Origin of the sequence: Halosegnis marinus (genome assembly GCF_029338355.1) — an archaeon.
GTDB lineage: Archaea > Halobacteriota > Halobacteria > Halobacteriales > Haloarculaceae > Halosegnis > Halosegnis marinus.
This window is the reverse complement of record NZ_CP119802.1, coordinates 17105-30583: the sequence shown is the minus strand read 5'-3', so window position 1 is coordinate 30583 and position 13479 is coordinate 17105. Positions and strand designations below refer to the sequence as shown.

The following is a 13479-nucleotide window of genomic DNA, read 5'->3' as shown; positions in this document are numbered from 1 at the left end:
GGCTATCCGGCGACATGTACGGGGTCGTCACGCGCAACGCCGAGGACACGGAGTCGCCGGCGTTCGACCGCGCGTTCTACGAGGTGAAGGACGTGTCCGGGCGGTCGAACGAACCGCTCGAACACGCGGTGAGCATGGTCTCCTGTTTCGGCGACAACGCCGCCGCGTCGGAGAACGCCGACCTCGTTCCCGTCAACCCCGAGGGACAGGAGGCGACGCGCGACCGCACCTACTTCGACTGGGCGTACGTCTGCCCGACCCACGAGGAGTACAAGCGCGGCCTCCTCGAGATCATCGAGGACTGCGCCGCGGTGAACGGCGACGTGCGCCTCGACGACGTGGGTTTTCCCCGCGCCGAGTACTGCTACTGCGACCGCTGTAACGAGCGGTTCGAGGCGTGGGTGGAGGCGCGCCACGAGCGCGGCGAGGGACCGCCGCCCGCGGAGACGGGCGTCGAGGACCGCTACGCGTGGCGCGCGTCCGTCATCACCGAGTTCGTCGAGGCGGCCGTCGAACGCATCCCGGGAACGGTGTACTTCACCCTCTATCCGGACCCCTACGGCGACCACCTCTACGAGCGGGCGGGGCTCGACCTCGACGCGCTCGAACCGCTCGTGGACGAGTTCGTCGTCCCGCTGTACGACACCCACTACGGGACGACCTACTGGCTCGAAACCATCGCGTCGGGGTTCGCCGACCGGCTCTCGACGCCCCTGTCCGTCGAACTGTACGCCGTCGACGTGGACGTGGACGCGCTCGTCCACGCGACGGAGGTGGCCGCCGAGTACGGCGAGAGCGTCCTGTTCGGCTACGACTCCGCGAACGCCACCGCCGCGCTCCGCCGGATGGACGCCGAGGCGCGCGACGGCGTCGAGTGGTAGGCGGGCGCCCGGAAACGACGACCTTTTGGCTCGCTCACGGGAACGGGCTGGCATGAGCTTCGAGGAAGGCGACAAGGTCGTCCTGCACGACGAGCACAGCGACTTCGACGGCGAGGTCGGCACCGTCGAGACCGTCTCGGAGACGATGTTCGGCGACGAGCAGTACGTCATCTCCTTCGAGGGCGGTCAGGAGGCCGGCATCTCCGAGGACGCGCTCACCGAGGCCGACGAGGCCGACGCCGAGGACGACGAGGAGTAAGCCGATGGCGAGCGGGGTCCCGTTCCACTACGTCGACCTGCGGGCCTTCTGCTACGCCACCGAGGACGAGAAGCGCGTCGCGGACGCGCTCTCGACGTTCCTGCCCGACACGGACGAGGAGGAGCCGCCGCTCGCCCGCGACGAGACGGAGGGCTTTCACGGCGACCGCATCCTCGTCCTCTCGGCGCGGCTCGAACGCGCCGACGAGATGCGCCACGTCCTCTCGAAACTGACCGACCTCGACGACATCGAGACGGTCATCGAGGAACTCGACCAGCGCGTCGACGAGGACTGCACCTTCTTCCTGACGCTCGACAAGCAGGCGGCGTTCCGCGGCGAGGTGAAACGGGGCGACGGCATCACCCTTCGCGCGAAGGTGGAAGCCTACCCCGCGAAGAAGGAGAGCGCCGTGGAGAACGTCCGCGAGACGCTCGAAGAACTGCGGGCGGCGTAGTCGCTTTTACACGGATTCCCGAAACCGGATTCGACCCGGAGCGAGGCGTGCTCGCTCGCGTCGTTCGCTCATGCGCGGGACCGGATTCGAACCGGCGGACGTCTACACGACAGCGTCCTAAGCGCTGCGCCGTTGGCCTGGCTTGGCTACCCGCGCGCGCCCTGTGGTACCGCGCTCCCCGGAAAGAGTCTATCGCTCTCGGTCACGGAGCGGCCGCGGACGCCCGGTAGACGAGCGCCGTCGCGCCCGCGACCAGCAGGGCGACGCCGGCCACCTCGAACAGGAGCGCGAACAGGTCCGCGAGCGCGCGGAAGCCGTAGCCGGGGAGCAGGTTCGCGAGCGAGTAGAGGACGCCGTCCGGGACGCCGGTGAAGCCGAACAGCCAGCCGACCAGCACGACGCCGTAGAGGGGGTAGCTCCCGTCGTCGGCCGCGAAGTCGAGCGCGTCGCGCGCGGAGGGACCGTGCATACCCGGCGTTCCGGGGGTTCGGTTACGGGTCTTGTGGCCCCTCGGCCCGCTCCGCGATGGCCGCGGCCAGCCCCTCGCCGTCGAAGGACAGGTCCTCCCCGACCTCGACGGCGTCCCCGACGGCGAACTCGCCGGGTTCGACCACGTCCGCACAGATGCCGCCGCGGTCGCGGAGCGCGTCCATCAGCCCGTCGAGGCCGGCGACCTGCTCGACGTGGCGGCACGGCGGGCGCGGCCGGGTGCCCTCGAACACGGCCCCTCCGACGGAGAAGCGCGTCTCCAACAGCGCGGAGAGGTCGACGCCGCGCGTGACGACGTTCCGGCGGTGTTCGCCGCCCGAGAGGTCGATGCCGGCCTCGGACGCGATGGCATCGAGCGCCTCCGCCGCGACGAAGGTGACCTCGCACACGTCGAACGGGGAGTAGTAGCCCGTGCCGCGGCGGTAGCGGTCGCCGTCGAGGCCGCCGGGGAGCGCGCGCACCTTCTCGGCCGGTTCCATCGGCGCGCTCTCCTCCGGAGTCGTCCATATCGCCTCCACGCGGCCGTCCATGGGGAGCGAACGCGGACGGCCGGCATAACCGTGTTCCTGAAGACACTTACGGGCCGGCCGCCCACACCCGGGCGATGCCCTCACGACGCGCCCTGCTCGCCGCGGCCGGGGCGAGCCTCGCCGCCGGCTGTGCCTACGAGATGCCGACACCCACCCCGACGCCGTCCCCGACCGCGACCGAGGAGCCGACGCCGACGGAGCCGCCCGTCTGCGACGAGGTGACGGTGAGCGAACTCGACTTCCGGGCGGCCACGCCGGGGACCGACGACGGACCCGACGAGGAGTACGTCGTCGCCGTGGTCGAGTCCGAGGCTGCGGACCCTCCCGCACTGGTCGGTCGCATCGTCGGCTGTGACGGGCCCGAGGAGGTCCGCCGGGAACTCGACGGCGAGGGGACGTACACGTTCGAGTTCGGTCCCTACGAGGTCGGCTGCGTCACCTCCGTCGACCTCGGCTTCGAGGGGTGCAACGGTTAAGCCGCGCCGGGCACAACGCCGACCGTGTACCGCGCGTCCGACGAGGTGGCGAACGAGGAGTGGCTGGCCGCGCTCGACAGCGCCGCCGAGCGGCTCGACCTCCCCAGCGGGACGCGCTCGCGGGCCGCCGACCTGTTCCTCTCGACAGTGCCGGAGGGCGAGCGCTCGAAGCGCCCGGCGCTCGCCGCCGCCGTCTACGTCGCCACGCTCGCCACCGGCGAGGGCCGGTCACAGGGCGAGGTGGCCGACGCCGTCGGCGTGTCGCGGCTCTCCGTCCAACAGCGCTGGAAGGGGCTGATGGAGGAGGCGGGGCTCGAACCCCCGTCGTGGTGACGCGGTTCGCTCAGTTCGAGGGCTCGCTTCGCTCGCCCTCGCGGCCCTCCCGCTCGGGCGTCACGTTCCCGTGGACGTCTATCTCGCCGTTGACGACGCGCGTCGAGGAGATGATGCCGCCGTCCTCCGCGCGGACGTGGTCGACGACCTCCACGTCGAGCGGGTCGAGCCCCCGCTCGGCGCGGACCTCGTTGACGACCTCGCCGCCGTCCTTCGTCTCGGGGGAGACGACGAGCACGTCGAAGCCCGGTTCGTCCGCGATGCCCGTCGGCTCCGTCAGTTCGCGTACCTCGAACGCCCGGTCGTACTCGTCGGCGAGGTCGGCGAGGACGGCTTCGAGGTCGCGCTTGCGCTCGTCGAACGGGCGGACGTAGCGCTCCTCGTTTCTCGTCTCGGGGGCGAGGTCGTCGCTGGTCAGGCCGACGGTGAGGTCGCCCAGTTCGAAGGCGCGAGAGAACAGCGCCCGGTGGCCGTCGTGGACCGGGTCGAAGGTGCCGCCGAGCACGACCTGCATACCCTGCGCGTGGTCGGCGCCCGGTAAAGTGGTTCCGTTCGCCTACGCGTCGTCCTCCTCCGTGACGGAGACCGTCACGGGGCCGGTATCGGTGTCGTCCTCGTCGTCGCCGAGCACCGCGTCGAGGTTGAACACGGTGTTCAGTTCCTCCTGGACCTCCTCGACCACCTCGCCCACGAGGTCGGCGGGCGCGATGGCCTCGTACTCGTAGGGGTTGTTGCCCGCGCCCGCGGCCTTGCGCTTCTCGCGCGTCACCGTCCCGTCGTCGTGGAGCGCGGCGAGCGCCTCGCGGACGGTGCTCGGATACAGCCCCGTCCCCTCGGCTATCTCCTCGCTCGTCCGGCCGGGGTGCTGGCGGAGTTCGATGTAGATGCGCGCCCGCGTCTCCGTGTCGAGCACCCACGCAGCAGGTCCACCAGCCGCTGGTCGAGTTCCTCCGCCTCCTGCTCTATCCGTTCTCGGACGTCGTCGCCGGACGGGGAGTCGTCGGAAGACATGTGTTGCCTCTGCGTAGACATAATGCCGGCGTCAGAAAAAACTCGTCGCAACCGGGCGGGACTACCGGATTTTCAGCGACTCACAGAGCGCGTCGACGCCCTCGTCGGCCCGGAGTCGGCGCTGGCGCTCCGCCCCCGACTCTGCGTCGTAGAGGTCCACGATGCCGGAGACGCCGAGTCGGTCGGCCTCCCGCTCGACCAGTTCGCCCAGCGGGACGCTCTCCGCGAACTCGCGGTCCAGCAGCGCCGCGTCGTGGCCGTGGCGTATCGCGCGCCACTTGTTCTCGTCGAGCAGTTCCCGGCGGTGGTCGCTCCCCGACTCGCCGTCCTCGTAGCGCGCGGCGAGGTCCGCGACCAGCGCCTCGGTGTACTCGACGAACGCCAGCACGCGCTCCGGGTCCGACTGCCCGTCCGGCGTGCGCACCTCGACGGTGCCGTGGCCGGAGTGCGGCCGCACGTCGTACCACAGTTCCCCGCGGTCGTTGATGCCGTCCGTCTCCACCATCGTCCGCTCGAAGGCCGCGTACTCCTCGAAGGAGTCGAACGCCGTCGGCATCCCGGTGTTCGGGAGGTTCTCGAACACCGTCGCCCGCGCGGAGGCCAGCCCGGTGTCGTAGCCGTTCCAGAACGGGGAGTTCGCCGACAGCGCGAGCATCACGGGGAGGTGCCACCGGAGTTCGTTCGCGATCCACGTCGCCTTGTCCGCGTCGTCCACGCCGACGTGGACGTGGAGGCCGGCCGTCGTGTTCCGGTGTTGGGGGTACTGGATGCGCTCCAACTGCGCGCGGTAGCGCGGCTTCTCCGCGTGGTCGAGTTCGCGCCACGTCGCCAGCGGATGCAGCCCCGCGGCGGCTATCTCGAACCCCTGTGCGGCGGCGTGGTCGGCGAGCGCCTCGCGGACCGCCGAGAGCTGTTCGCCCGCCTCGGCGAGCGACTCACAGGTCGGCGTCTGCGTCTCCACGACGCACTTGAACAGCTCGTGGTCGAGCCGACCCTCCAGGAGTTCGGGGGGCTCGGAGTCATAGACGAGTTCGTCGGTGCCGGCGGTCGGGCGGCCGCGCTCGTCGACGACGAAGAACTCCTCCTCGATGCCGAGCGTTCCGGACGTGTCGAAGGCGTCGGCCGACCCGAGTTCCATCGTCACGCCGTCCGCCCGCCGCCGGTAAAGCGGTTCCGTTCGCGGCGTTACCGCTTCCGGGCGACGACGCCGAGGTGGTCCTCGTGGAACGGCTCCAGTCGCGCCGTCTCGACCAGCTCGTAGGACTCCGAGAGCGTGTCGAGCTCGCGCTCGAACACCTCGCTCGGGTCCGCGACGACGTCCTCCGAGCGGGCCTTGATGGCCGCGAGCAGGAGGCCGCCCGTGTCGAGGAAGCGGGCGTTCGCGTTCGCCACGCGGGCCTGCCCGCGCGTCGCCACGTCCTGGACGACCACGTCCGCCGGCTCGACCACGTGCGCGTACGTCTCGGGCTTGCGCGCGTCCTTTAACAGGGGGAACAGCCGGGGGCGCGACTCGGCGGCGTCGAGCAGGTCGCGCGTCGGCCGGGCCGCGAACTCGACGGCGTACGTCGCCCCGGCGAAGTCCGCGACGTGCGAGACGGTGGTGCCCGCCGCCGCGCCGAGATACAACACCGTCTCGCCGCCCGCGAGCCCGGTGTCCATCCCCGTTTCCAGCATCGCGCCGAGCTTCGACCGGCGGGCGTCCCACGCGCGCCAGCCGTCCGCCGTGGGCTCGCCGTACACCGGTTCGCCCTCGGTCGCCAGCCGCTCCTCGCCGTCGAACCGCCGGCGCTCGACGCCCGCGGGGAGCTCACTCATCGTCCTCACCCTCGGCGCGGGCGCGGATGGTCGCCATGCGCTCGTCCAGTTGGCGCTCTATCTCGGGGTTGTACTCGCCCGTGTAGTGGTCGCCCCGGGCCGCGATGGCGAGCTTCCCGGCGAGCGCGCGGGCCGCGCTCCCGCGGTCGTCGGGCCGGGTGCCGCGGACGTACTCGTGGGTGAAGATGACGCCGTGCTTCGGCGAGGGCGCTCGGCCACGGAGGTGGGCGAACAGCGCGTCCTCGGCCCCGAGGACCTGTATCGTCCCCGACGGCTTCTTCGCCAGCGACTCCAGCCCGCCCGCCAGCGCGACGAGCCGCGCCGCGAGGACGGGGCCGGCCAGCGCCGAGAGGTTCGGGGCCACCTCCGGGGCGGTCCGTTCGATGTACGCCCGCAGGTCCGCGGCCTCGTCGTCGAGGTCGACGACGCGCTCGGCCAGCGAGACGACCCGCCGCTCCGTGGGCTCGTCCGGGTCCCGCTCCGCGACGGCGCGCGCGCCCTCGACGCCGGTCCCGGCCCCTCGAAGAGGCTCCCGGCCCACTCGCCGACGCGCTCGGCGAGTTCGTTCGCGGTGCGGTCGCAGTCGTCCATCGCGCGGACCGCGTGTATCAGCTGTCGGTCGCCCGCCCGCTCGGCCTCGCGCACGGCGGCCTCGGCGGCGGCCGTCGTCGCCGCCTTCAGCCGGTCGTAGTAGTCGTCCGTGTCGCCGGCGAAGCCCGCATCGACGGCCCGCCCGGGCCAGTCGTCGGGCGCGTCGGCGCGTCCCTCGCGGACCCGCGCGGCCGCGCTCTCCGTGTCGTCGGGGTCGAGTCCGGCGAACCACGCGTCGCTCATACCCCGTCGTGTCGCGGGCGCGGCTAAAGGGTCGCGGTCCCGCGGGGCGGGGGGCTTTCCGGCGAGACCGACGGACGACAGTCCGCTTATGTTCGGGCAGGCATAACTCCGTTCGATGACCGCTCCCGTCGTAGTCGTACACCCGTCCTCGGACGCCGCGGACGGGTACGACCTCGGTGGACTCGACGCGACACACGTGCGGGACCCGGCCGACGTGGACGCCGCCGTCGAGTGCGTCCTCCTCCCGGCCCGGGACGGGTGGCCGGAGGCCGTCGCGACGCTGCGCGAGCGCGTCCCGGCGGTACCCGTGCTGCTCGTCGGCGAGGCCGGCCCGGCCGACGCGGCGCGGGCCTCGCGGCTCGGGGTCGAGTACGCGGCCGAGGACGCGTTGGCCGCGACGGGCGAGACCCTCGCCGAACGCGTCGCGGCGGCGCTCGACGCCCCGTCGGCCGTCTCCGACGGTCGCGACCGGGGCGCGCTGCGCGACCTCCACGAGATAGCGACGCTCGACACGGACCTCGCCTCGAAACTGGACGAACTGTTGCGGGTGGGGTGTACCTACCTCGGCCTCGACGTGGGCGTCTCGGCGGAGTTCGCGGACGACGGCGATGATCTCCGTGTCAACGCCGCCGTCGGGGAGGCCGCGCCGCTGGTCGGGCAGTCGCTCGACCCCGACTCGCGGTTCGCGGCGGCGCTCGACGGCGACGGCGTCGTCGTGTCGGGCGACGCCCCTCCCGATGCGGCGGGGCTGTGTTCGTCCATCGGCGCGACGGTGCGGGTGGAGGGCGAGCCGTTCGGCCTGCTCTGTTTCGCGAGCGCCGAGCCGCGCCCCGGCGGCTACACGGAGGCCGAACGGGAGTTCGTCGAGCTGCTCGTCAGCTGGACGGGGTACGAACTCGACCGCGCGGCGGCCGAGCGGGAGGTCCGGGCGGCCCGCAACGAGGTCCGGCGGACGCTCGACCGCATCGGCGACGGCTTCGTCGGCCTCGACGCCGACTGGGAGCTGACGTACCTCAACGACGGCGGGCGCGAGGTCGTCGCCGCGGCCGGGTGCGACGACGGGCGGTTCGAGGGGCGGCGGCTCTGGGACGTCGCCCCGCGCTCGCGGACACGGGCTTCGAGGGACGGCTCCGCGAGGCGCTCGACACCGGGGAGGCGGTGACCTTCGAGCATCGGTTCGAGCCGCTGGACGCGTGGTTCGAGGTCCGGGCGTACCCCGCCGAGGAGGGGCTGTCCGTGTTCCTCGCGGACGCGACGGAGCGTAAGGCACGCGAGCGGGCGCTCGACGGCCTCCTCTCGACCACCGAGGAGCTGATGGCGGCGGGCGACCGCGAGCGCATCGCCGAGGTGGTCGCGCACGCCGCGGCGGAGGTGCTGGACCTCGGCTTCAACACCGTCCGGCTGTACGACGAGGAGCGCGACCTCCTCGTCCCGGCGACGTTCAGCGAGTCGGCCCGCCGCGAGGTGGGGGACGTGCCGCTCCACCCGCCGGGGGAGGGCCTGTCCGGGACGGCGTTCGTGCGCGGCGAGCCGGTCGCCTTCGAGGAGTTGGACGGCGAGATACCCGACGCCTACGGCGCCATCGAGTCGGCGTACGCGGTGCCGCTGGGCGAGCACGGCGTCCTCTCCATCGGCAGCTACGACCCCGAGGGGCTCGACGAGGGGGAGCGGGCGCTCGCCTCGGTCCTCGCGGCGAACGCGACGGCCGCGATGGACCGCGCGGCCCGCGAGACGCGCCTGGAGCGGTACCGCGCCGTCCACGAGGCGGTCGAACAGCGCGTGTACGTCCTCGACGAGGAGGGCCGCATCGTCCTCACCACTGACCGCCTCCTGTCGGAACTCGGCTACGACGAGTCCGACGTCATCGGCCGGCACGTCTCGACGTTCCTCGGCGAGGGGGCCACGCGCCGGGGCGCGGCGCTGTTGGCCGAACTCGACGACGAGCCGCCGACGGAGAGCCGGAGCTACGAGACCACGCTCACGACCGCCGACGGCGACGAGGTTCCGGTCGAGATAGAGCTGTCACGGTTCCCCGAGAGCGCCGGCATCGAGGGGAGCGTCGGCATCGTCCGCGACCGCTCGCAGCTGGAGGCCGAGCGGAGCCGTTTCGCCGGGCTGTTCGACCGGCTGCCGGACGCCGTCGTCGACGCCGTGGTCACGGACGACGGCCCGGTCATCCGCCGCGTGAACGGCACCTTCGCGGAGACGTTCGGTATCGACCGCGACACCGCCTCGGGTACCGCGCTCGACGACATGGTCGTCCCAAACGACGAGGACACCGTGGACCTCGCCGACGCGGAGGACCACCTCGTCGGCCCCGTCGAGGTGGAGCGCGAGACGGCCAACGGGCGCCGCACGTTCCTGTTCCGCGCGGTGCGGTACGGCGTCACCGACGACGGCCCGCTCGTCTTCGGCATCTACACCGACATCACCGACCGGAAGGAGGACCAGCGGCTCATCGAGATGCTCAACCGCGTCTTCCGCCACAACATCGCCAACACGAACGGCGTCGTGCAGGGGTATCTGGAGATACTCGCCGAGCGGCTGGACGGCGACGACGCGGCGTACGCGCGCAACGCGCTCGACGCCGCCGACCGCATCACGGAGATAGCCGGCAAGCTCCGGGACATCGAGCACGCGCTCGGCGGCGGCGAGGGGTCGTCCGGCGACCTCGGGGGCGTGGTCGCCGACGCCGTCGCCGAGGTCCGCGAGAGCCACCCCGACGCCGCCTTCGACGTCGAGGTTCCCTCCGTCGCCGTCCGGGACCGCGACCTGTTCGCCACCGCCGTCCGCGAGGTGCTCGAGAACGCCGTCATCCACGTCGGCGAGACCCCCGCGGTGCGCGTCACGGCGACGGCGACCGACGACGAGGTGACCCTCCGCGTGAGCGACGACGGGCCGGGCGTCCCCGAGCGCGAGCGCGCCGTGGTCACGGGCGAGGTGGACATCACCCAGCTCGACCACAGCCGCGGGCTCGGCCTGTGGCTCGTCCGCCACGTCTGTACGACGCTCGGCGGGACCATCGCCTTCGAGGACGACGGGTCCACGGTCGTGTTGACCGTCGCCCGCGCTACCTGAGAAAGCCCGCGACCGCCCCGTCCACCAGCCGACCGCCCTCTATCATCGCGTCGTGGCCCCACCCGTCCAGCCGCTCGTGTCGCGCGCCGAGACCGTCGGCCGTGCCCGCGAACGCCGCGTCGGTGAAGAAGGGGTCGGCGGTTCCCCCGACGACGAGCGCGGGAACGCCCACCTCCCCGAGCCACGGCCGTGCGTCGAAGGCGAGCGCCGCGCGGAACGTCCGCCGGATGTCGTCGGCGGGCGGCGACCGCACGGCGTCGAAGCCCCGGACCGCGAGCGCGCCGAGTCGGCGGCGCGCCCCGGTGACGACCGCGCGGACGCCGGCGCGATACACCCGGAGCCACTCGCCGGCGTCGGCCCAGCGGGTCCACGCCCGGAGCGACTCGCGGCCGTGGCGGGAGAGCCGCGCGGCCGAGAGCGCGAGCGTCACGGAGCGGACGCGGTCGTCGCGGCGCGCGAGGTCGAGCGCGAGGAAGCCGCCCATCGAGACGCCGACGAGGTCACACGGCCCGAACGCGTCCAGCGCGGCGCGGTAGCGGTCGCCCATTCCCGCGACCGTGTCGGGCACCCCGGGCGGCCGCGAGAGGTAGTACACCGTCCGGGGCGCGCCGGCCGCGGCACAGGCTCGGGCCTGGCGGCGACAGTACGCGGCCAGCACGAGGTCGAACCACGCCCGCTCGCCGGCCCGGAGCAGGGGGTCGTTCACGCCCGGGAGCACGAGCAGGGGCGGACCGTCGCCGTAGCCGACGTAGGGGTGGTCCGCGGCCGTGCCGCGTCGGAGGTTCGTGCTCGGGGCTCGGACCATGTTCCCGCGACGACGGTCGCGGGCAAAGGGTGCCGCGAGGGGTTCCGCGGCGGAAACGCTTTAGCCGGCTTCGCCGTTGACCCGACGAATGACGACGCCGCCGGACCGCGTGTTGCGGGTGGACCTCTCCGAGGGGTCGGTGACGAGCGAGCGGGTCCCCGAGCGGTGGCGCCGGCGCTACATCGGCGGGAAGGGCCTCGGCGCGCGCTACCTCCACGAGGAACTGCCCGCAGGGGCGGACCCGCTCGGCCCGGAGAACGTGCTGTGCTTCGCGCTCGGGCCGCTCTCCGACTCCTCCCGGGGGAGTCGCGCTACGCCGCGGTGACGAAGTCGCCCCTGACGGGCGCGTTCCTCGACTCGTACGCGGGCGGCGACTTCCCCGGGGCGCTCGCGGGCGCGCTCGACGACCACCTCCTGCTCGTCGTGACCGGGGTGGCGGACGAACCCGTCCGCCTCGTGGTCGCGGACGGCGACGCGCGCATCGAGCCGGCGACGACGTGGGGCGCGGACGCCGCCGAGACCTGCACGGCCCACGAGGGGGCAGTCGCGTGTATCGGCCCCGCCGGCGAGGCCGGGGTCGCGTACGCTACCATCGCCTCCGGGCCGAACGCCGACCACCACGCGGGTCGGGGCGGCGCGGGCACCGTGATGGGCGCCAAGCGGCTGAAGGCGGTCGTCGCGCGCGGCGACCCGCCTGAGGGGTTCGCCGACCTGCGCGAGTCCTACGCGGAGCGCTACGCCGAGGACGCGACGGGCCGGTGGCTCGCGACGAGCGAGACGCTCGAAACCGTGGACTTCGCCGACGAGGCGGGCGTGCTCGCCTCGCGCGGCTGGACGGAGCGGGGCTTCGCCGGCGCCGACGACGTGGGTATCGAGGCCGCGCGCGCCGCCTCGCACGGCCGCGAGCGAGCGGACGACGCCGTCGCGGGCGGCTTCCGCGTGCGGACCGACGCGGGCGACACCGTCCCGCGCGGCGCGACGGCGATGACGCTCGGCGCGGGCCTCGCCATCGACGACTTCGACGCGGTCGCGGAACTCGGCGAGGTGTGCAACCGCCTCGGCATCGACCTCATCTCCGCGGGCAACGCCGTGGCGTGGGCCGCCCGCGCGAGCGAGGAGGGCGTCATCGAGGACGGGTACGCCTTCGGCGACCCGGACGGCGCGCGCGCGCTGCTCGCGGACATCGCGGCCCGCGTCGGCGACCTGGGCGACGCGCTCGCCGACGGGGTGGCCGACGCCGCGGAACGGCTCGGGGGCGAGGGGCTCGTCCCGACCGTGAAGGGGATGGAACTGCCGGCCTACGACCCCCGCGGCGCGGCCTCGATGGCGCTCGCGTACGCCACCTCCGACCGGGGCGGCTGTCACCGGCGCGCGCGGCCCGTCGAGCGCGAGCCCTTCGAGGGGCCCTTCACCCCCGCGGAGGCGGCGAGCGCCGTCATCGACGCACAGGACACCCGCGCGGTGCGGTGGAGCCTCGTCGCCGACGACTTCACGGGCGAGACGCTGGCGGACGACGGCGCGGAGTGGCTCGACGCCGTCGGCGCGCCCCACGAGGGGCTGGCCGAGGCCGGCGAGCGCGTCTGGAACCTCGTGCGGCTGTTCAACGTCCGCGAGGGGTTCACACGGGCCGACGACACCCTGCCCGCGCCGATCGACCCCGACAGCCTCGACACGGACTTCGAGGCGCTGCTCGACGCGTACTACGACGCGCGCGGCTGGGACGACGAGGGCGTCCCGACGGCCGCGACGCTCGAACGGCTGGACCTCGACCACCTGCGACCATGACCGACAGCATCGACCTCGACGACATCGACGTACAGGACGACGACGAGGAGCCGGAGGCCAACCCCGGCGACTGGCTCTGGAAGGGGGACGGCGACCCGGACGAGGAACCCGAGGACGGCGAGGCGGGCCTCACGGGCGCGGACATCGGCGACGCGACGCCGCGGGTGCCCCGCGACACGGACGGGAAGCCGGTCGGCATCCCGAAGGAGGGGGGCGGCGCGGGCGCGGGGGCGGAGTCGTCCGCCGCCGGCGGTGCCGGCGACGCGACGCCGGGCGTGCCGGAGGGCGGCGACGAGGGAACCGTCTCGGGCCCGGTCGGCGCGGGCGCCGACGCCACGAGCGGGCCGCACGGCGGCGACGCCGACGAGATGACGCTCGCGTTCACCTACCGGGCGGCGAAGGCGCTCGCCGACCCCGCGGCCGCGACGACGGACGCCGCGCGGTGGTCCGACTGGGTGGGCATCGTCGGGGACGTCCCGACGCACGTCCTCAACAAGTTCCAGCGCGAGCACGTCATCGACCTCGACTTCTTCAACGGGTCGGGCACCCGGCCGACGGAGCGGCTGGCGGAGATCGGCCCCTCCTCGATGTTCTACGCCGAGCGGATGGTGCTCGTGGGACTCGCAGACGAGGCGGGGATGGAGCCCGAGGGGTGGGAGTTCCGGCCGCTTGAGGAGGCCGCGGAGAAGGCCGGCTGGGCGCTGGCGTGAGGCGAGCGTAGCTTTTTGG

14 protein-coding genes, 1 tRNA gene and 3 pseudogenes are annotated in these 13479 nt (G+C 73.3%); 9 read left to right on the top strand and 9 right to left on the bottom strand.

Annotated features, from left to right (window positions below; genetic code table 11):
• Nucleotides 1-14: 14 nt before the first annotated feature.
• From P2T37_RS00220 to P2T37_RS00210, 3 genes are read left to right on the top strand one after another with little or no spacing between them, the layout of a single operon-like run.
• Complete coding sequence (locus P2T37_RS00220) at nucleotides 15-881, top strand: hypothetical protein (RefSeq protein ID WP_276234741.1); 867 nt, start codon at nucleotides 15-17, stop codon at nucleotides 879-881.
• 52 nt (nucleotides 882-933) lie between these two features.
• Nucleotides 934-1140, top strand: coding sequence for a DUF1918 domain-containing protein (locus tag P2T37_RS00215; protein ID WP_276234695.1), 207 nt, complete (start codon nucleotides 934-936; stop codon nucleotides 1138-1140).
• A gap of 4 nt (nucleotides 1141-1144) precedes the next feature.
• Nucleotides 1145-1594: an RNA-binding protein gene (locus tag P2T37_RS00210; protein ID WP_276234694.1), complete on the top strand. Its 450-nt coding sequence runs from the start codon at nucleotides 1145-1147 to the stop codon at nucleotides 1592-1594.
• Between the two features lie 71 nt (nucleotides 1595-1665).
• Here the strand turns inward: P2T37_RS00210 and P2T37_RS00205 are convergent.
• The 3 genes from P2T37_RS00205 to P2T37_RS00195 form a co-directional block, all read right to left on the bottom strand.
• Nucleotides 1666-1750, bottom strand: a tRNA-Leu gene (locus P2T37_RS00205).
• Between the two features lie 46 nt (nucleotides 1751-1796).
• Nucleotides 1797-2063, bottom strand: a complete 267-nt coding sequence (locus tag P2T37_RS00200; RefSeq protein ID WP_276234740.1) for a hypothetical protein — start codon at nucleotides 2061-2063, stop codon at nucleotides 1797-1799.
• Nucleotides 2064-2085: 22 nt separating this feature from the next.
• On the bottom strand, nucleotides 2086-2613 hold the full coding sequence (locus P2T37_RS00195; RefSeq protein WP_276234739.1) for an MOSC domain-containing protein: 528 nt from the start codon (nucleotides 2611-2613) through the stop codon (nucleotides 2086-2088).
• A gap of 74 nt (nucleotides 2614-2687) precedes the next feature.
• On the opposite strand from P2T37_RS00195, the gene P2T37_RS00190 reads away from it, so the two are divergent.
• Nucleotides 2688-3089, top strand: coding sequence for a hypothetical protein (locus P2T37_RS00190; RefSeq protein WP_276234692.1), 402 nt, complete (start codon nucleotides 2688-2690; stop codon nucleotides 3087-3089).
• A gap of 24 nt (nucleotides 3090-3113) precedes the next feature.
• Nucleotides 3114-3422, top strand: coding sequence for a transcription initiation factor IIB family protein (locus P2T37_RS00185; RefSeq protein WP_276234691.1), 309 nt, complete (start codon nucleotides 3114-3116; stop codon nucleotides 3420-3422).
• 10 nt (nucleotides 3423-3432) lie between these two features.
• On the opposite strand, the gene P2T37_RS00180 is transcribed toward P2T37_RS00185, so the two are convergent.
• The 5 genes and pseudogenes from P2T37_RS00180 to P2T37_RS00160 form a co-directional block, all read right to left on the bottom strand.
• Complete coding sequence (locus P2T37_RS00180; RefSeq protein ID WP_276234738.1) at nucleotides 3433-3936, bottom strand: phosphopantetheine adenylyltransferase; 504 nt, start codon at nucleotides 3934-3936, stop codon at nucleotides 3433-3435.
• A 42-nt stretch (nucleotides 3937-3978) separates the two neighbouring features.
• A pseudogene (locus tag P2T37_RS00175) lies at nucleotides 3979-4433 on the bottom strand (helix-turn-helix domain-containing protein).
• A gap of 61 nt (nucleotides 4434-4494) precedes the next feature.
• Nucleotides 4495-5571 (bottom strand): glutamate--cysteine ligase, encoded by a 1077-nt coding sequence (locus tag P2T37_RS00170; protein WP_276234737.1) that lies wholly within the window; start codon nucleotides 5569-5571, stop codon nucleotides 4495-4497.
• A gap of 47 nt (nucleotides 5572-5618) precedes the next feature.
• Nucleotides 5619-6248 carry a fibrillarin-like rRNA/tRNA 2'-O-methyltransferase gene (locus P2T37_RS00165; RefSeq protein WP_276234689.1) on the bottom strand — a complete coding sequence of 210 codons (630 nt, stop codon included), beginning with the start codon at nucleotides 6246-6248 and terminating at the stop codon, nucleotides 5619-5621.
• Nucleotides 6241-7082: pseudogene (locus P2T37_RS00160) on the bottom strand (NOP5/NOP56 family protein). The gene P2T37_RS00165 and the pseudogene P2T37_RS00160 overlap by 8 nt, the downstream one beginning before the upstream one ends.
• A 115-nt stretch (nucleotides 7083-7197) precedes the next feature.
• Between P2T37_RS00160 and P2T37_RS00155 the strand changes: the two are divergent.
• Entirely contained in the window at nucleotides 7198-8244 is a 1047-nt protein-coding gene (locus tag P2T37_RS00155) for a GAF domain-containing protein (protein WP_276234736.1), read from the top strand.
• On the top strand, nucleotides 8133-10160 hold the full coding sequence (locus P2T37_RS00150; RefSeq protein WP_276234735.1) for a PAS domain S-box protein: 2028 nt from the start codon (nucleotides 8133-8135) through the stop codon (nucleotides 10158-10160). Before P2T37_RS00155 ends, P2T37_RS00150 begins: the two co-directional genes overlap by 112 nt.
• Here the strand turns inward: P2T37_RS00150 and P2T37_RS00145 are convergent.
• A complete protein-coding gene (locus P2T37_RS00145; protein ID WP_276234685.1) occupies nucleotides 10153-10965 on the bottom strand; it encodes an alpha/beta fold hydrolase in 813 nt (270 codons plus the stop codon). The two genes, P2T37_RS00150 and P2T37_RS00145, sit on opposite strands and share 8 nt — an antisense overlap.
• A gap of 88 nt (nucleotides 10966-11053) precedes the next feature.
• On the opposite strand from P2T37_RS00145, the pseudogene P2T37_RS00140 reads away from it, so the two are divergent.
• Nucleotides 11054-12750 (top strand): annotated as a pseudogene (locus P2T37_RS00140) (aldehyde ferredoxin oxidoreductase family protein).
• A complete protein-coding gene (locus P2T37_RS00135) occupies nucleotides 12747-13460 on the top strand; it encodes a DUF7124 domain-containing protein (protein WP_276234684.1) in 714 nt (237 codons plus the stop codon). Before P2T37_RS00140 ends, P2T37_RS00135 begins: the two are co-directional and overlap by 4 nt.
• The last annotated feature ends 19 nt before the right edge of the window (nucleotides 13461-13479 follow it).